16 protein-coding genes and 1 pseudogene are annotated in these 17,525 nt (G+C 64.6%); 8 read left to right on the top strand and 9 right to left on the bottom strand.

Annotated elements, in window-relative coordinates; genetic code table 11:
* Position 1: 1 nt before the first annotated feature.
* The 4 genes from thrC to F6X39_RS26755 all read left to right on the top strand — a co-directional run bounded on the left by thrC (position 2) and on the right by F6X39_RS26755 (position 3,771).
* Positions 2 to 1,453, top strand: a complete 1,452-nt coding sequence (gene thrC / locus F6X39_RS26770) for a threonine synthase (RefSeq protein ID WP_187618792.1) — start codon at positions 2 to 4, stop codon at positions 1,451 to 1,453.
* A gap of 246 nt (positions 1,454 to 1,699) precedes the next feature.
* A complete protein-coding gene (gene glp, locus F6X39_RS26765) occupies positions 1,700 to 2,935 on the top strand; it encodes a gephyrin-like molybdotransferase Glp (protein WP_184028988.1) in 1,236 nt (411 codons plus the stop codon).
* Positions 2,936 to 2,980: 45 nt separating this feature from the next.
* Positions 2,981 to 3,238, top strand: a complete 258-nt coding sequence (gene moaD / locus F6X39_RS26760; RefSeq protein ID WP_187618791.1) for a molybdopterin converting factor subunit 1 — start codon at positions 2,981 to 2,983, stop codon at positions 3,236 to 3,238.
* A gap of 56 nt (positions 3,239 to 3,294) precedes the next feature.
* Positions 3,295 to 3,771: a molybdenum cofactor biosynthesis protein MoaE gene (locus F6X39_RS26755; protein ID WP_090804601.1), complete on the top strand. Its 477-nt coding sequence runs from the start codon at positions 3,295 to 3,297 to the stop codon at positions 3,769 to 3,771.
* A gap of 74 nt (positions 3,772 to 3,845) precedes the next feature.
* Here F6X39_RS26755 and F6X39_RS26750 read toward each other — a convergent pair whose 3' ends face one another.
* On the bottom strand, positions 3,846 to 4,400 hold the full coding sequence (locus F6X39_RS26750) for a group III truncated hemoglobin (protein WP_187618790.1): 555 nt from the start codon (positions 4,398 to 4,400) through the stop codon (positions 3,846 to 3,848).
* 266 nt (positions 4,401 to 4,666) lie between these two features.
* Between F6X39_RS26750 and F6X39_RS26745 the strand changes: the two genes are divergently transcribed.
* Both F6X39_RS26745 and clpB read left to right on the top strand, forming a co-directional pair.
* Entirely contained in the window at positions 4,667 to 5,197 is a 531-nt protein-coding gene (locus F6X39_RS26745) for an Rrf2 family transcriptional regulator (RefSeq protein ID WP_184043901.1), read from the top strand.
* 170 nt (positions 5,198 to 5,367) lie between these two features.
* Positions 5,368 to 7,965, top strand: a complete 2,598-nt coding sequence (clpB, locus tag F6X39_RS26740) for an ATP-dependent chaperone ClpB (RefSeq protein ID WP_090804607.1) — start codon at positions 5,368 to 5,370, stop codon at positions 7,963 to 7,965.
* A 178-nt stretch (positions 7,966 to 8,143) separates the two neighbouring features.
* On the opposite strand, the gene F6X39_RS26735 is transcribed toward clpB, so the two are convergent.
* Positions 8,144 to 8,575: a YidB family protein gene (locus F6X39_RS26735; protein ID WP_018418148.1), complete on the bottom strand. Its 432-nt coding sequence runs from the start codon at positions 8,573 to 8,575 to the stop codon at positions 8,144 to 8,146.
* A gap of 101 nt (positions 8,576 to 8,676) precedes the next feature.
* Positions 8,677 to 9,252 (bottom strand): ComEA family DNA-binding protein, encoded by a 576-nt coding sequence (locus tag F6X39_RS26730; RefSeq protein ID WP_187618789.1) that lies wholly within the window; start codon positions 9,250 to 9,252, stop codon positions 8,677 to 8,679.
* Positions 9,253 to 9,573: 321 nt separating this feature from the next.
* On the opposite strand from F6X39_RS26730, the gene F6X39_RS26725 reads away from it, so the two are divergent.
* Complete coding sequence (locus F6X39_RS26725) at positions 9,574 to 10,101, top strand: MerR family transcriptional regulator (protein WP_090804611.1); 528 nt, start codon at positions 9,574 to 9,576, stop codon at positions 10,099 to 10,101.
* Positions 10,020 to 10,430 carry a carboxymuconolactone decarboxylase family protein gene (locus F6X39_RS26720; protein WP_187618788.1) on the top strand — a complete coding sequence of 137 codons (411 nt, stop codon included), beginning with the start codon at positions 10,020 to 10,022 and terminating at the stop codon, positions 10,428 to 10,430. Before F6X39_RS26725 ends, F6X39_RS26720 begins: the two co-directional genes overlap by 82 nt.
* A 121-nt stretch (positions 10,431 to 10,551) precedes the next feature.
* Here F6X39_RS26720 and F6X39_RS26715 read toward each other — a convergent pair whose 3' ends face one another.
* The 6 genes and pseudogenes from F6X39_RS26715 to rho all read right to left on the bottom strand — a co-directional run bounded on the left by F6X39_RS26715 (position 10,552) and on the right by rho (position 17,353).
* Entirely contained in the window at positions 10,552 to 11,931 is a 1,380-nt protein-coding gene (locus tag F6X39_RS26715; RefSeq protein ID WP_187618787.1) for an MATE family efflux transporter, read from the bottom strand.
* 2 nt (positions 11,932 to 11,933) lie between these two features.
* Positions 11,934 to 13,691 carry an ArnT family glycosyltransferase gene (locus F6X39_RS26710; protein ID WP_187618786.1) on the bottom strand — a complete coding sequence of 586 codons (1,758 nt, stop codon included), beginning with the start codon at positions 13,689 to 13,691 and terminating at the stop codon, positions 11,934 to 11,936.
* Positions 13,692 to 13,983: 292 nt separating this feature from the next.
* The gene (locus tag F6X39_RS26705) at positions 13,984 to 14,247 is read right to left on the bottom strand and encodes a type B 50S ribosomal protein L31 (protein WP_090804621.1); all 264 of its coding nucleotides are present in this window, start codon (positions 14,245 to 14,247) and stop codon (positions 13,984 to 13,986) included.
* A 178-nt stretch (positions 14,248 to 14,425) separates the two neighbouring features.
* Positions 14,426 to 15,259 (bottom strand): zinc-dependent peptidase, encoded by an 834-nt coding sequence (locus tag F6X39_RS26700; RefSeq protein ID WP_187618785.1) that lies wholly within the window; start codon positions 15,257 to 15,259, stop codon positions 14,426 to 14,428.
* A 33-nt stretch (positions 15,260 to 15,292) separates the two neighbouring features.
* A pseudogene (locus F6X39_RS26695) lies at positions 15,293 to 15,920 on the bottom strand (MFS transporter); the annotation flags it as partial.
* A gap of 164 nt (positions 15,921 to 16,084) precedes the next feature.
* A complete protein-coding gene (gene rho, locus F6X39_RS26690; RefSeq protein WP_026225411.1) occupies positions 16,085 to 17,353 on the bottom strand; it encodes a transcription termination factor Rho in 1,269 nt (422 codons plus the stop codon).
* Positions 17,354 to 17,525 lie beyond the last annotated feature (172 nt).

Genomic DNA, 17,525 nt, shown 5'->3' with positions numbered 1-17,525 from the left:
TATGAACTACCTCTCCACGCGCGGCGCCGGAGCCGGCGAGCGCCATACCTTCTCCGAGATCCTGCTCGGCGGTCTCGCGAAAGACGGCGGCCTGTATCTGCCGGCCGACTATCCGCGGGTCACCGCGGACGAACTCACGCGCTGGCGCACGCTGCCGTACGCGGATCTCGCCTTCGAGATCCTGTCGAAGTTCTGCGACGACATTCCCGCCGACCACCTGCGCGCACTGACGCGCAAGACCTATACGGCCGCGACCTACTGCAACGTGCGCGACGACGAAAGCGCCGCGCAGATCACGCCGCTGAAGACGCTTGGCGTCGAAGACGGCGCGCCGCTGTCGCTGCTCGAACTGTCGAACGGTCCGACGCTCGCGTTCAAGGACATGGCAATGCAGCTGATCGGCAACCTGTTCGAGTACGCGCTCGCGAAGCATGGCGAAACGCTGAACATTCTCGGTGCGACGTCGGGCGACACCGGCAGCGCCGCTGAATACGCGATGCGCGGCAAGAAGGGCATCCGCGTGTTCATGCTGTCGCCGCACAAAAAGATGAGCGCGTTCCAGACCGCGCAGATGTACAGCCTGCAAGACCCGAACATCTTCAACCTCGCGGTGCAAGGCGTGTTCGACGACGCGCAGGACATCGTGAAGGCGGTGTCGAACGATCACGCGTTCAAGGCGAAGTACAAGATCGGCACGGTCAATTCGATCAACTGGGCGCGTGTCGTCGCGCAGGTCGTCTATTACTTCAAGGGCTACTTTGCCGCGACGAAGTCGAACGCCGAGCGCGTGTCGTTCACGGTGCCGTCGGGCAACTTCGGCAACGTGTGCGCGGGTCATATCGCGCGCATGATGGGTCTACCGATCGAGAAGCTCGTCGTCGCGACCAACGAGAACGACGTGCTCGACGAGTTCTTCCGCACTGGTATTTACCGCGTACGCAAGGCGGCCGAGACGTATCACACGAGCAGCCCGAGCATGGACATCTCGAAGGCATCGAACTTCGAGCGCTTCGTGTACGACCTGCTCGGCCGCGATCCGGCGCGCGTGCTGCAATTGTTCCGCGACGTCGAGGAGAAGGGCGGTTTCGATCTCGCGGCAAGTGGCGACTTCGCGCGCGTAAGGGAGTTCGGTTTCGTGTCGGGCAGCAGCAGCCACGACACCCGCGTCGACACGATCCGCGACGTGTTCCAGCGTTACGACACGATGATCGACACGCACACGGCCGACGGCGTGAAGGTCGCGCGCGAGCATCTGCAGCCCGGCATTCCGATGATCGTGCTCGAGACCGCGCAGCCGATCAAGTTCGGCGAGACGATCCGCGAGGCGCTGCTGCGCGAGCCGGAGCGGCCGGCGGCGTTCTCGGGGCTCGAGTCGCTGCCGCAGCGCTTCGAGGTCGTGCCCGCGGATGCGCAGCGGGTGAAGGACTTCATCGTCGCGAATGCCGGCGAATAAGGGCGAGCGGGCCGCGTGAGCCGTTTTACGGCTCACGCGGGATGCCGCGTCGCTTCACGTTGATCGACGCCCACGCCCGCACTACGAGAAAACGCTGGCCGCACCCTCGGCGGCCACGCATCGAAAAAACACCAAAAGCTCCCCATAACGCCCGGCCGCCCAGGCTAACGGCATCGGCCGCTACAATGTTCTTTTAACCTGCGGCTTCCACCCCCCCAGATGTCCACACCCACGCCCCGCGCTCCGATGCTCGCCACTGCCGATGCGCTGGCGATCCTGCTCGACGCCGCGCGCGCGCTCGACGGTATCGAAACGCTGCCGACGCTCGACGCGCTGAATCGCGTGCTCGCCACCGACGTCACGTCGCCGCTCGACGTGCCGCCGATGAACACGAGCGCGATGGACGGCTACGCGGTCCGCATCGCCGATCTCGCGCACGGCAGCCGCCTGCCGGTCTCGCAACGCATTCCGGCCGGCCATGCGCCGACGCCGCTCGCGCCCAACAGCGCGGCACGCATCTTCACCGGCGCGACGGTGCCCGCCGGCGCGGACGCGGTCGTGATGCAGGAGCAGACCGAGGCGGCTGGCGACGAGGTGACGATCGTGCATCGTCCGCAGGCGGGCGAGTGGATCACCGCGCAGGGCGCCGATATTCGCGCGGGCTCGGTGATCCTGCCGGCCGGCACGCGGCTCACGCCGCAGGCGTTGGGGCTTGCCGCGTCGGTCGGATGCGCGCGGCTCGAGGTGCGCCGCCGCGTGAAAGTCGCCGTATTCTTCACCGGCGACGAACTGACGATGCCCGGCGAGCCGCTGAAGCCCGGCGCGATCTACAACTCGAATCGCTTCACGCTGCGCGGCCTGCTCGAGAAGCTCGGCTGCGACGTGACCGACTATGGCATCGTCGCCGATCAACTCGACGCGACCCGCGCGACGCTGCGCGAAGCCGCCGAGGCGCACGATCTGATTCTCACCTGCGGCGGCGTGTCGGTCGGCGAGGAGGATCACGTGAAGCCGGCGGTGGAGGCCGAAGGGCGTCTGTCGATGTGGCAGATCGCCATGAAGCCGGGCAAGCCGCTCGCGTTCGGCGCGGTGCGGCGTGGTGCGGGTGGTGCGGGTGGTGCAAATGGGGGCGAGCCGGCCGAAACGTTTTTCATCGGCCTGCCCGGCAATCCGGTGTCGAGCTTCGTGACGTTCCTGCTGTTCGTGCGTCCGTTCGTACTGCGGCTGGCCGGCGTGCAGGCGGTCGCGCCGCGCGCGCTGTCGCTGCGCGCGGACTTCACGCAGGGCAAGGCCGATCGCCGCAACGAGTTCCTGCGCGCGCGCGTGAACGTGGCGGGAGGGCTCGATCTGTTTGCCAATCAGAGTTCGGCCGTGTTGACGTCGACCGTGTGGGGCGACGGTCTGATCGACAATCCGCCGAACCACGCGATCAGCGCCGGTGAAACCGTGCGCTTCATTCCGTTTTCTGAACTGTTGAACTGAGGCCGGTCGTCCGTGGCATGCGCGGCGTAGACCGGCGGTATCCCGATGAAGATTGAACTCCGATACTTTGCGAGCGTGCGTGAAGCGCTCAATACATCCGACGAAAGCGTCGAGGTGCCCGACGGCATCGCGACCGTCGGCGATGTGCGCGCGTGGCTGCGCGTGCGTGGCGGCATCTGGGCCGAGACGCTCGCCGAAGGCCGCGCGCTGCGCATGGCCTGCAACCACCTGATGACCGGCGCGAGCACCCGCCTCACCGAGGGCTGCGAGGTCGCGTTCTTTCCGCCCGTCACCGGCGGCTGAACCGCGCTCTCGCACATCACGTTCACGCCAGCGACAAAAGCCCTCAGGAGCCGTCCATGCCCGTTCGCGTCCAGACCGAAGACTTCGACCTCAGCGCCGAGGTGGCCGCGCTGCGCGCGCGCAATCCGAGGATCGGCGCGCTCGCGTGCTTCGTCGGCACCGTGCGCGATCTCAACGAGGGCAGCGCGGTCGAGACGATGGAGCTCGAGCATTATCCGGGCATGACGGAGAAGTCGCTCGAGGCGATCGTCGAGCGTGCGCGCGAACGCTGGCCGGGCATCGAGGTGCTGATCGTGCATCGCGTCGGCAAGCTGTATCCGCTCGATCAGATCGTGCTCGTTGCGACGACGGCCGCGCATCGCGGCGACGCGTTTGCGTCGTGTGAATTCGTGATGGACTATCTGAAGACCGAAGCGCCATTCTGGAAGAAGGAGAAAACCGACGCGGGCGAGCGCTGGGTCGACGCGCGCGTGACCGACGATGCCGCGCTCGCGCGCTGGGGAATCGATTCGGGAAATCGGACTCCGGAGTAAACGAGTCGCGGGCCGCGGAGTTGCGACGGCGCACGCGGCGTCTTTGTGTGAGGGGCGTCGGCGCCGGCCGACGTTCACTCGTCCCGCGAGCGCCCGATGATCGGCACCGGAAACGGCTCCCCAGCCGGCCGCGACGGATGCTCGCCATCGTCGTCAACGTCGCCAACTCGCGGCCGACGCTTCGGCGCCACCCGCTCGAGCAGCGCCTGCTGCTCCGGCGGGATCTTGTAATCCCAGCCGAAACGGCTCAGTTGCAGACTCTGCGCGATCCGCAGCGCCGGCTCCATGAAACGGACCGCCGCGGCCGGCTGATAGCGCGATTCGACCGTATCGAGGAACAGATACAGCCAGCGGCTGAAATGCTGCGGCTCGATGCCTTCGAGCGGCTGATGCGCCTGCTGCACGTTGCCGCGATACTGCTTCGCGCCGAGCACGAGGCTGCTCCAGAATGTGCACATCTTCGGCAGATGGTCGTCCCAGCGGTCCGCGAGCTTCGCGTCGAAGACCGGACCGAGCAGCGGGTCGGCACGCACGCGATCGTAAAAGCCATAGACGAGGTCGCCGATATTGGCGTCGGTGGGTTCGGCCGCGCGTTCGACCGGCGGCGCGGCGGGGAAAGACGGATTCATGCGGATTCCAGAAAATTGCGGTTGCCGATGACGGCTGAACTGAACCTTGAACCCCCCGTTTTTCTAACAAACGGTTGATGCGGAAAAAGCTACTATTGCTATCCGAAACAGTTTTGCCGCGCGATTCGCGGAACGACACCCGCCGGCCAGTCATGCCAGCCAGTCATGTTAGGGCGTAGCGCTCGTTCCCGGCAAACCTTGCCTGGACGCGGTTATCGGGACGTTCAAGGCACTTGCTCGCAGCCTTTCAAGCTATACCGGGACCTATGAGACTTACCGACTATACGGATTACGCGCTGCGCGTGCTGCTGTACCTCGCGGTGCGGGGCGACGGATTATCGACGATTCAGGACATTTCGCAAGCCTACGGCATCTCGAAGAACCATCTGATGAAGGTCGTGCAGCAGCTGGGTGAGCTCGGCTGGGTCGAAACCGTGCGCGGCCGCAACGGCGGCTTGCGGCTCGGCGCGCAATCGCTGTCGCTGACCGTCGGCGACGTGGTGCGGGTCACGGAAAGCGACTTTGCGCTGGTCGGCTGTCTGCCGGACCGGCAGGGCCAACAGCGGCCTTGCGTCATCACGACGCAGTGCCGGCTGCGTGGCGCGTTGCAGGCGGCGAACCTCGCTTTTCTCGCCGAGCTCGATCGTTTTACGATCGGCGAAGTCGCGCAACCGAAAAGTCCGCTCGCGGCGTTGCTCGGGTTAGGCTCCACGATTCAGATGGTGCCGCTGCCGATTACGGTGGTATCGGATAGCACGCGCGGCGGCAGTCCGGCGACGCTGGGCCACAAGAACTAGAACATCCGGCCGGCTCCCGGGTGCGCAAACCCGCCCGGCCGCGCCACTGGGGAAGGATCGCGGCAGTTCTTGCGCTCAAATGTTAAATAGTTGCGACCGAGGCCAAAAAAGCGCTTGAAACCCTAATAAAACGCCTCATTTTGGTGGTAATCGAAATTGGAGGTCTCTTGATGAGAATCGACAAACTCACCACTAAATTCCAGGAAGCGCTCGCGGACGCCCAGAGTCTGGCGGTTGGCCACGACAATCAGTACATCGAACCCGTCCACGTGCTCGCGGCACTCGTCGCGCAGCAGGACGGCTCCGCTCGGTCGCTGCTGTCGCGCGCCGGCGTGCATGTACAACCTCTACAAACCGCACTGAACGACGCGGTCACGCGGCTGCCCCAAGTGCAAGGCACCGATGGCAACGTGCAGATCGGCCGCGAACTGACCGGCCTGTTGAACCAGGCCGACAAGGAAGCGCAGAAGCTCAACGACACGTTCGTCGCGAGCGAAATGTTCCTGCTCGCGGTCGCCGACGACAAAGGCGAGGCCGGCCGTCTCGCGCGCGAGCATGGGTTGTCGCGCAAGGCGCTCGAAACCGCGATCGCCGCGGTGCGCGGCGGCTCGCAGGTGCATAGCCAGGACGCCGAAAGCCAGCGCGAAGCGCTGAAGAAATACACGATCGACCTGACCGAGCGCGCCCGCGCAGGCAAGCTCGACCCCGTGATCGGCCGCGACGACGAAATCCGCCGTTCCATTCAGATCCTGCAGCGCCGCACCAAGAACAACCCGGTGCTGATCGGCGAGCCGGGCGTCGGCAAGACCGCGATCGTCGAGGGGCTCGCGCAGCGCATCGTCAACGGCGAAGTGCCGGAAACGCTGAAGAACAAGCGCGTGCTGTCGCTCGACATGGCCGCGCTGCTCGCGGGCGCCAAGTATCGCGGCGAGTTCGAGGAGCGCCTGAAGGCGGTGCTCAACGACATCGCGAAGGACGAAGGGCAAACCATCGTCTTCATCGACGAGATTCACACGATGGTCGGCGCCGGCAAGGCCGAAGGCGCGATGGACGCGGGCAACATGCTGAAGCCGGCGCTCTCGCGCGGCGAGTTGCATTGCGTCGGCGCGACCACGCTCGACGAATACCGTAAGTACATCGAAAAGGATGCCGCGCTCGAGCGCCGTTTTCAGAAGGTGCTGGTGGACGAGCCGTCGGTCGAGGCGACCATCGCGATCCTGCGCGGTCTGCAGGAGCGCTATGAGCTGCACCATGGCGTCGACATCACCGACCCGGCGATCGTCGCGGCCGCCGAGCTGTCGCATCGTTACATCACGGACCGCTTCCTTCCCGACAAGGCGATCGATCTGATCGACGAAGCCGCGTCGAAGATCAAGATGGAAATCGACTCGAAGCCGGAGGAGATGGATCGGCTCGACCGTCGTCTGATCCAGCTGAAGATCGAACGCGAAGCGGTGAAGAAGGAGAAGGACGAAGCATCGCAGAAGCGTCTGCAGCTGATCGAAGAGGAAATCGAGCGGCTCAACCGGGAATATTCGGACCTCGATGAAATCTGGACCGCGGAAAAAGCGGCGGTGCAGGGCAGCGCGCAGCTGAAGGAAGAGATCGAGAAGACGCGTGCGGAAATCGTGCGTCTGCAGCGTGAGGGCAAGCTCGAGAAGGTGGCCGAGTTGCAGTACGGCAAGCTGCCGGGTCTCGAGGCGCAGCTGAAGGAAGTCACGCGCGCCGAGGCCGAGGAGCAGAACAGTCCGAAGCGTCCGCGTCTGTTGCGCACGCAGGTCGGCGCGGAAGAAATCGCCGAGGTCGTGTCGCGGGCCACCGGCATTCCGGTGTCGCGCATGATGCAGGGCGAGCGCGAAAAGCTGCTGCAGATCGAGTCGAAGCTGCATGAGCGCGTGGTCGGCCAGGACGAGGCGATCAGCGCGGTCGCCGATGCGATTCGCCGCTCGCGCGCGGGTCTGTCGGACCCGAACCGTCCGTATGGCTCGTTCCTGTTCCTCGGGCCGACCGGCGTCGGCAAGACCGAGCTGTGCAAGGCGTTGGCGTCGTTCCTGTTCGATTCGGAAGAGCATCTCATCCGTATCGACATGAGCGAGTTCATGGAGAAGCACAGCGTCGCGCGTCTGATCGGCGCGCCGCCGGGTTACGTCGGCTACGAGGAGGGCGGTTATCTGACCGAGGCCGTGCGCCGCAAGCCGTATAGCGTGATCCTGCTCGACGAAATCGAGAAGGCGCATCCGGACGTGTTCAACGTGCTGCTGCAGGTGCTCGACGACGGCCGCATGACCGATGGCCAGGGCCGCACCGTCGACTTCAAGAACACGGTGATCGTGATGACCTCGAACCTCGGTTCGCAGGTAATCCAGGCGATGGTCGGCGAGCCGCAGGAAGCCGTGAAGGACGCCGTGTGGGAAGAGGTGAAGCTGCACTTCCGGCCCGAGTTCCTGAACCGGATCGACGACGTCGTCGTGTTCCATGCGCTCGATCGCTCTAACATCCAGTCGATCGCGCGGATCCAGCTGCAGCGTCTGCACGAGCGGCTCGCGAAGCTCGACATGCAGCTGGTGGTGTCGGACGCGGCGCTCGAGCACATCGGCAAGGTCGGCTACGACCCGCTGTTCGGTGCGCGGCCGCTGAAGCGCGCGATCCAGCAGGAGATCGAGAACCCGATCGCGAAGCTGATTCTGGCCGGCAAGTTCGGTCCGAAGGATGTAATTCCGGTCGAAGTGGACGACGGCAAGCTGCTGTTCGAGCGCGTCGTGCACTGAAGGCGATGGCTTGATGATGCGAAGGGACGACGGCAGGCGAGTCGTTCCACCAACGTTAAGAAACCGGCAACGAAGGTGACTTCGTTGCCGGTTTTCTTTTGCCCGCCGATTTCAAACCGGTGGCATCACCGTGGAGCGAAGGTCTCTGCGAGCCGCCAGCGCATGGCGCACAGCGTGCTCAAGCGTTGCCCTTGTTGCCGAGCAGCGCCGACAGGCCGCCGAGCGCGCCGAGCACCGTGGTCGCGTTCAGCTTGCCATCGGCCGGCACTTCGCCTTCCGGCGTGGCCGCGTTGACGACGTGCGGCAGGATCTGCGACAGCAGACCCGTCACCTGATCCGGCTGGACGCCGGCCTTGGCGGCGAGACCGGTCACGGCTTCCGAGCCCAGCACGTTGTGCAGCGCGTCGGGTGCGATCGGCTGGTTTTCGCCATTGCCGACCCACGACGACACGACGTCGCCGAGGCCCTTTTCCTGGAAGCGCTGGATCAGGCCGTTCAGGCCACCAGGCTGGTTGTTGACGAATTCGAGCGCGGCGGCGATCAGCGCTTGCTGGCCGCCGCCTTCTGGCGATTTGCCAAGCAGGGAACCGATGGTGTCGAGTAGGCTCATGACGGTCTCTCTTGAATGCCGGCGCGTATGACGGCCGGGCGGGTGACGTCGACGCGCGGTTGCGCGTCGCGGTGAAACGCAGGGCGGCAGCCCCGCCGGCATCATGCGCCGGACGCAGCCGCGGCGGATGCCGCCTTGCTCTTCTTCGCTTTCTTCTTCGAAGCCTTGGTGCCGGACGCGTCGGCCGGCGCGCTAGCCGCGGCGGCCGGAGCCGAAGCGGCTGCCGCTTCGGCTGTTGCGGCCTTGTCCTTCTTCTTCGACTTCGACGGCTTCGCGGCCGAGGCAGGGGCAGCCGCGGCCGGCGCTGCCGTCGTGGCAGCGGGCGCGGCGGCGGTGGTTGCCGCGGGAGCCGCCGGTGTGGTCTTCGTGGCCGGCTTGGTGGACGTCTTCGCGCCGGTCGGCGGTGCCGACGAGCCGTTGATCGTCAGTCCGGCCGCTTCGAGGTTCTCGACCGATTTCTGGCCGATGCCCTTCACACGCGCGGCGAGATCGTCGGCGTTCTTGAACGGGCCGTTTTTGGCGCGTTCGTCGAGAATTGCTTTCGCATGCACGGGGCCGATGCCCTTGACCGATTCGAGCGCGGCCTGATCGGCGGTATTCACTTCCACGGCCGCGGCAAATCCGGCCGACAGCGACAAAGCCACAGCGAGGCAAAGCATGAAAAGCTTCTTCAGCATGGCAAGCACTCCATTGAGGGCAAAAAAGTTAGCCGGGAACGGACCACCTATCCTGTCAGCGGGCGCTGCGTTTAAGCATAGGACAAATCGCAGGCCCGATTTGAGATAGCGGACGATTTATACCGATCAATTGATGACAAGTAAATCCGCCACACAATATTTAAAGCTTTTAGCGGCATGCAGTGCCGGTGAATTTATCGGTCGATATCGTTCGATTTCGGTCGCGATAACTCGTCTGCGATAAAGAATGAGCAACGCAAAGGAATGACAGCGTCCGACGCTTGACTTAGAGTGCACTCGAAGTCCTAACCTGAGTCCGTCATGTCGAAACACTCAACCGCGCTCACCATCGGTCAGGTCGCCGAAACGATCGGCGTGTCCACGCACACGCTGCGCTATTACGAACAGGCCGGCCTGATCCGGCCGGTCGGACGCACGCAGACGGGGCATCGGCTGTACTCGCCGGCCGATCTCGACTGGTTGCGCTTCGTGATGCGTCTGAAGGCAACGGGCATGTCGATCTCCGGCATGCAGCAGATCGCCGCGCTGCGCGCGCAAGGCCATCCGACGATGCGCGCACGCCGCGACCTGCTGGTTGCGCATCGCACCGCGCTGCTCGCGCGGATCGCCGATCTGCAGAGCAACCTCGGCGCGATCGACGACAAGATCGCGTACTACGAGGCGGCCACGAGCGGCGCGCTTGAGCCCGACCCGGCACGACAGGACGACGAAGCCTCGTCGCCTTCACACCCCGATAAGGACTCGCAATGGACTACGCACACAACGACCGCTACGCGCGGGGCTGGGACAAGCTCAGGGAAATCGACGGTTCGGCGGGCGAGCAGGTAATCGCCGCGCTCGCGCCCGTCGCGCCGGAATTCGGACGCCTGTTGATCGAATTCGGCTTCGGCGACATCTACAGCCGGCCGCAGCTCGATCTGCGCACGCGTGAGATTGCGACGATCGCATCGCTCGCGACCCTCGGCGGCGCGCAGCCGCAGCTGAAGGTACATATCTTGGCGGCGCTGAACGTCGGCTGCACGCGCGAGCAGATCGTCGAGGTGTTCATGCAGATGGCGCTTTATGCGGGCTTTCCGGCCGCGCTCAATGCGCTGTTCGCGGCGCGGGAAATTTTCGAGGCCAAGGATCGGGAGGGGCAGGCCGCATACGCGGCGTGAGCGGGCTGAGCTGCGTGGGGAACGGAAAGGCGGATGCAGAACAGGTCGCCTCTCACCCCGGCTTGGGCGCAACTGACGGTCCGGTCGGTGCTATTCGTGGCCTTCCCAACCCTCCATCCCCTCAAACAGCCGAATCAACCAGCGCCGCCGCAGCCTCGCGCAAATAGCGCTGGCTCACGATTCGCCAGTACACGAGCAAGCCGAGCCCGGCAATCGCGAGACTTGCGGAATTCGCGACCCAGAAGCCGCGCGCGCCGGTCAGCCAGGGCGGCGTGAGGCCGGTCGTATCGAAGCCGAGCGCATAGCCGCCGCCGAGCCCGACTCCCCACAGCGCCACCGCATAGATGATGGTCGGCACGACCGCGACCTTGTAGGCGCGCAGCACGAACGCGGTCGAGATCTGCAACGCGTCGAACAGGTGGTAGCAGGCGACGATCAGCACCAGCGGCAACGCCTTCGCCGCGACCTGCGCGTTCGTCGTATAGCCGTCGACAATGTACGGCCGCAGCACGAGCACGAGCGCGCCATAGCAGCACGCGATCGCAACCGCCATCGCGATGCCGTGACGCGACAGCGTGCGCGCCGCCTGCGGCCGATGCGCGCCGAGCGCCTGCGCGACCAGCGTCGACGACGCGATGCCGATCGACAGCGGCGTCATATAGAGCACCGCGCCGATGTTGCCGGCGATCTGATGTCCGGCGAGCGTCGTCGTGCCGAAACGCGCGATGAAAAGCGCCATGAACGTGTACGACGTGACCTCGATCAGATACGACAGCCCCATTGGAATACCGAGCCGCAGTTGCGCGGCCTGGCGCTTCCAGACCGGCCAGCAGAAGTGCGTGAAGATGCCGAGTGCCTTGAAATCGTCGACGCGCGCGAGCAGCAGCATGCCGAGCGCCGCGAGTGCCCAGTTGAGCAGCGTGCTCGCGAGCGCGCAGCCCGGACCGCCCAGCGCGGGCACGCCGAGGCCGCCGAAAATGAACCAGGTATTGAGCGGAATTTTCAGCAGCAGCGCGACGATCTGCAGGAACATCACGAGCCGCGGTTTGGCGAGCGCATTGGCGACGGAGCCGTAGACCCGGAAGGCGAGGCCGGCGGGCAGCCCGAACGCGAGAATCCGCAGGTACGCGAGCGTGCGCTCGTGCAGCGCGTCGGGCACGCGCGACAACGCCAGCAGCGGTCCGGGGAAGAACAGGATCAGAAAGCCGATCACGGTCAGCGCGGCGGCAAGCCACCATGACTGGCGGACCTCTTCGCCGATCTCGCCGTAGCGACGCGCGCCGTACAGTTGCGCGGTGATCGGCTGCAGCGCGGTCAGGATGCCGGTCAGGCCGATATAGACCGAGACGTAGATCGACGAGCCGAGGCCGAGCGCGGCCAGATCGACGGCCGAGTAGCGCCCGACCATCGCCGTGTCGATCACGCCGAACGCGATGATGGCCAACTGGCCGATCAATACGGGCCACGCGAGCGCGGCGATCTTCCGTACGTCGGCGAACATCGTCAGTCGCGCTTCTTGTGCCAGTTGCGGCGCTTGCCGGGCGGCGGCTTGGGACGGTCGATGCGCACGTACAGTCGGAAGCGCTCGTCGCGGTCCGCCGCGCGGCGGCCTTCCCACACGAGCTTCCAGATGTAGTCGGGCATCGCGCTCGGGTTGCCGTAGTCCTGCGAGTCCTGACGCAGGATCACGTCGCAGTCCTGGTCGAACGAAAAGTGCATGTCGCCGAAATACGCGAATGTCGCGATCTGCGCATTGCCGAGGCGCACCGGTGCGATGCACGTGTAGTCATCGGGCAAGTGGGCGGCGATCTGCTGCGCGACGTCGCGATAGGTCCGGCTGTAGTTGACGACCGGCAGCCACAGCGTCATCAGCAACACCCACATCAGCGTGGTGCCGGCGCTCGACAGCACGACGCTGCGCCACAGCACCTTCGGATGACGCGCGAGGCGCCAGCGCACCAGCAGGAACCAGCACACGGTCACCGCGACCGCGCACACGAACGACAGAATCTTGAACTGCGGCACGAAGCCGGGCGCGAGTCGCGCGAGATTGCGCGCGAGCGGATGCGGAAAGCCGGTCAGGCCTGCCACATACACGAGCCATACGAAGCTGCCGAGGATCGTGAAGCTCAGCAGCGCGAACCAGTCGATCGCGTTGATCGCGCCGCGCTTGAGCGTCGGCAGCGCGAAAGTGGCGAGTACCGCGAGCGGCGGCAGCAGCAGCATGTAGAGTCGGTTCGACTGATGGCTTTGCAGCACGACGAGCACGAACAGCGGCCCGATCACCGACAGCGGAATCGCCACGTGCGGCGCGCGCCGCAGTCCCTGCCAGCTGAACCACGACCACAACGCGAGTGGCCAGGCGGGCCATGTGAAGAGCGGCAGGTTTTTCAGCGCATACGCGGCGACCGAGCCGGGCGGGCCCGCGAACGAACTCAGGCTCACGTGCAGCCACTGGTTCAGATACCAGACAGCGTCGTCCGGGAACGCGGTGAGCGCGATGATCGGCCACGACACCGCGAGCACGAGCGCCACGGGCAGACCCGCGAGCAGCAGCCAGCGCGATCGCGTTTCGCGTACGATCAGCGTCATCGCGAGCGTGCCGAGCAGCAGCGCGCCGACCAGCACCGGGCTGCTCGCGAGTGTGACGAGACCGATCGCGAGACCCCAGATCAGCGCGCCCTGAATCGGCTTGTCGATCATGCGCACGAGACCGTACACGAGCATCGCGATGCAGACGAACTGCGCGAGCTGCGGCGTGGTCTCGTGACCGCGCTCGGCGAGGCCGAAGCACGCGAGCAGGATCAGCAGTGCGCCATCGGCGAGCGTGCGGCCATAGTCGCGCGGTTCCGGCTCGCCGCCGAACGCATATTTGAATGGCTGCACTTCGGCACGCCGGCCGAGCAGATACGCCGCGTACCAGACGAACGCACAGCCCGCGCAGAACAGCAGGCCCGTGAACACGCGCGACGCGTTGCTCGCGTCGACCCAAGGCGCGAGGACGCGGATCGCGCTCGCGCCGAGCCAGTAGCCGAGCGGGCCGTCCTCGGTCAGATATTTGCCGACCAGATTCGGCAGCAGCCAATCGTGCGCGCCGCCGTTCGCCATCGTCCACATCACACCAAAGCCGGCTGCGTCCTCGTTCTTCCACGGATCGCGGCCGAACAGGCCGAACGAGGCGTAGACGATACAGATGGCCAGCAGCAGCCAGCGCGGCAACGCACTGGTCGCAGAGGCGGTGAGGCGAACGACAGGTCTCATGCGGTGTGTGGAGTCTGGATAAACGATGCAGCCGGAGCGGCGCGGCAGGTCAGGGCGCGAGGGCCCGTTTCGAGCATCCGGCATTGTAGTCGTGCCGTGCGATGCACGTCACGGCCGGTAACGCCCGGCAACGTCAATGGACAAGCTGTAACACAGTGTCGCTGTAACACAGTGTCGCGAAAGCGCGGCGTGCGACCCAGCGGGCGCACAAGCGCAGGCGACAAAAAAGGGCAGCTCGCGCTGCCCTTTCTGTTTGCTCCGTTGCCGGCCGGAAGCCGGCACCGTTGCGGTATTACTTTACTGCCTTGCCCGAAGCACGTGCGCCGAACTTCTTGTTGAACTTCTCGACGCGGCCGGCCGTGTCCATGATCTTTTGCTGGCCGGTGTAGAACGGATGCGATTCCGACGACACTTCGATCTTCGCGAGCGGGTAGGTCTTGCCGTTGAATTCCGCGGTTTCGCGCGTCTGGATGGTCGAGCGCGTCACGAACCTGAAGTCGTTCGACATGTCGACGAACAGGACTTCGCGGTAATTCGGGTGAATGCCTTCTTTCATGGTCTTTCCTTTAATCTGGCGGTAGCCAACCCGCGTGCAGCCTCGAATGGGACTGCCTTCAGGCGCGAGCCACTTGCCTACGGTCGAAAAACCGCGATTATGCCAGAAAATCAGTCGCTTGGCGATTTTTCTGCCAGCGGATTCTATTGCGGCGCAAGCGGCGCCCATTCGCGGCGTCTCAAATGGGCGTGAACGTCAAACCGACGCGCGCTGGATCTTGCCGGTAGTAGCGCGCGAGCAGTCGGTACAGTTCCGGATACTCCGCCTCGAACGCTTGGGGGCGCACGAACAGCGCCTCGCTGCATACGGCAAAAAATTCCGACGGATGGTCCGCCGCATACGGATCGATCAGCGACTCGCATTCGAAACGCGCCCAGCGTCGCTCGGGCACCGCGTCGACTTTCGCACAGAAGTGATCGTATGCATGGTCGAACACATCGGCCCATGCCTGCGCGTCGAGCGGCGCGTGCCAGCGGCGCATCAGCGGCGGGTGGCCATCCGCTTCGCCGTTGAGCATGTCGATCTTGTGCGCGAACTCGTGGATCACGACGTTGTATGCGTCGCTGCCATCGGTCATCTGCGCGTCTTCCCACGACAGCACCACCGGGCCGCCTTCCCACGCCTCGCCGCTGGCGTCGTGTTCGATCTCGTGCACGACGCCATCTTCGTCCTCAACGGTCTTGCGGATCACGAACTCGCCCGGATAGACGATCACGCCGACCCAGCCGCGATACAGATCGAGGCTCAGGTTCAGCACCGGCAGGCACGCCTGCGCGGCGATGCCGACCGTCATCGCATCGGTCAGCTCGAGCTCGTGCGCGGTCGAGAACTCCTTCTGCGCGAGGAAGAGACTCGTCATCTCGCGCAGTCGCGCAAGATCGGGCGCTTCCAGATGCGTGAGAAAGGGTAGGCCGGCGAGTGTCGCCTGCCACAAGGAATCGTCGATCGCGTAGTCGCGCAGCGCGCGCTCGCGACGCCGTGCGCCCAGCCAGTTCGTGAGTTTCGACAGCATGCTTGGAGCCCACCTTCAGTCGATCTGTTTTTGCTACGCGGCGAACGGGCCGCCGCATATCGCGACGCCGATCAGAAAATAGAAACCGTCGAGCGACGCGAGCAAACTGGCGCTGCTGCGCAATCGACCGGCTGATCGACGCGATTGCGAGCGCGTGCGCTTCGCTCGCCGCATGACCGGCGGCGGCGGAGCCGCGCGCCAGCGTCGCGAGCGTGTTCTGGTAGACCGGATTGTACGGATTCACGGACTCCGCGAGGCGACTTTGATGCAGCGTGAGCCGGTGCTGCTCGACGATGATCACCGAGGCGGTCGCGAAGGAGATGGTCAACTGCCGGACGATGTTTTTCAGCCGGTAGCCGTGCGTGAACCCCTCCTCGATCAAGAAGATGCGGCACGTCAGATTCGCGACCGGCGGCACGATGAACAGCAACAGCAGGCCGCGCAGCAGCAGCGGCAGGGCGAGCGCCGCTTCGCCGACGTCCGGTGACATGCGTGTCGTCCACCCGGCGGCGAACGCGGCCACCCCGAAGCCCGGCACGATGATCCACTTCTTGCGCGGCAGCAGCTTCGCAAAACGCAGATAGACGAACAGCGCGCTCGCCGAAATCAGCGACGTGGCGCTGACGAGCCGCCCGGTGTTCTCGACGGGATAGCCGAGGCCCCTCCGAGAAACCGCGTGTACGTTCACGCTGATGTTGAGGCGGCGCATTGTCTCTGCGGACGACGGACGAAAAAAAACCGCTCGCAGTTTGCGAGCGGTTTTTCATGCGTTGCAGTTGCCGACTTGCAGTTGCCGACTAATACGGCCAGCACGAACGTCGCGCGTTAGCTGCCGCCGCCACGACGCATCATGTCGAAGAACTCGGAATTGCTCTTCGTCTGGCGGATCTTGTCGAGCAGGAATTCCATCGACTCGACTTCGTCCATGTCGTGAATGAACTTGCGCAGTACCCAGATCTTCTGCAGCGCTTCGGGCTTGATCAGCAGCTCTTCGCGGCGCGTGCCCGACTTGTTCAGGTTGATTGACGGGTAGACGCGCTTCTCGGCGAGACGGCGCTCGAGGTGCACTTCCATGTTGCCGGTGCCCTTGAACTCTTCGTAGATCACATCGTCCATGCGGCTGCCGGTTTCGATCAGCGCCGTGCCGATGATGGTCAGCGATCCGCCTTCCTCGATGTTGCGCGCCGCGCCGAAGAACCGCTTCGGGCGCTGCAGCGCGTTCGCGTCGACACCGCCCGTCAGCACCTTGCCCGAGGCCGGGACCACCGTGTTGTAAGCGCGCGCGAGACGCGTGATCGAGTCGAGCAGAATCACGACGTCGTTCTTCATTTCGACGAGGCGCTTGGCCTTCTCGATCACCATTTCGGCGACCTGCACGTGACGCGCGGCGGGTTCGTCGAACGTTGAGGCGATCACTTCGCCGGCCACCGAACGCTGCATTTCCGTCACTTCCTCCGGACGCTCGTCGATCAGCAGCACGAACAGCACGACGTCGGGATGGTTCTGCTTGATCGCGTGCGCGATGTGCTGAAGCATCACGGTCTTGCCCGACTTCGGCGACGCGACGAGCAGGCCGCGCTGGCCCTTGCCGATCGGCGCGATCATGTCGATGATGCGGCCGGTCACGTTCTCTTCGCCACGCATTTCACGTTCGAGCAGCAGCACCTTGTTCGGGTGCAGCGGCGTCAGGTTTTCGAACATGATCTTGTGCTTCGAGGCCTCCGGCGGCTGGCCGTTGACCTTGTCCACCTTCACCAGCGCGAAATAGCGTTCGCCGTCTTTCGGCGTGCGCACTTCGCCTTCGATCGTGTCGCCCGTATGCAGATTGAAGCGGCGGATTTGCGACGGGCTGATGTAGATGTCATCCGTGCTGGCGAGGTAGGAGGTTTCCGGCGAACGCAGGAAGCCGAAACCGTCCGGCAGCACTTCGAGGGTGCCGTCGCCGAAGATCGTGTCGCCCGCTTTGGCTCGTTTTTTTAGAATAGCGAACATCAATTCCTGCTTGCGCAGGCGGTTCGCGCTTTCGATCTCGAGGCCATTGGCCATCTCGATCAATTGGGACACGTGCAGAGTCTTAAGCTCGGATAAATGCATACGGAGAACCCGCAGGAGAAGGTGCGACGAAATGAAATCTGGGAGGAGGGTGAGCGGAACCGCTCAAAGACTTACACGTCTTTTCGACGTTTTGTGGATTCTAGCATAGCACACGCCAATTTAAGCCAGTGCGGCAGCGTGGCATCTTTGTTGCAAAGCGTGTTGCCGGCTG

The organism is Paraburkholderia sp. UCT2 (assembly GCF_014397665.1).
In the GTDB taxonomy this organism is placed as follows: domain Bacteria; phylum Pseudomonadota; class Gammaproteobacteria; order Burkholderiales; family Burkholderiaceae; genus Paraburkholderia; species Paraburkholderia tuberum.
Note: the sequence above shows the minus strand (reverse complement) of the source record. Positions and strands in the feature narration are given on the sequence as shown.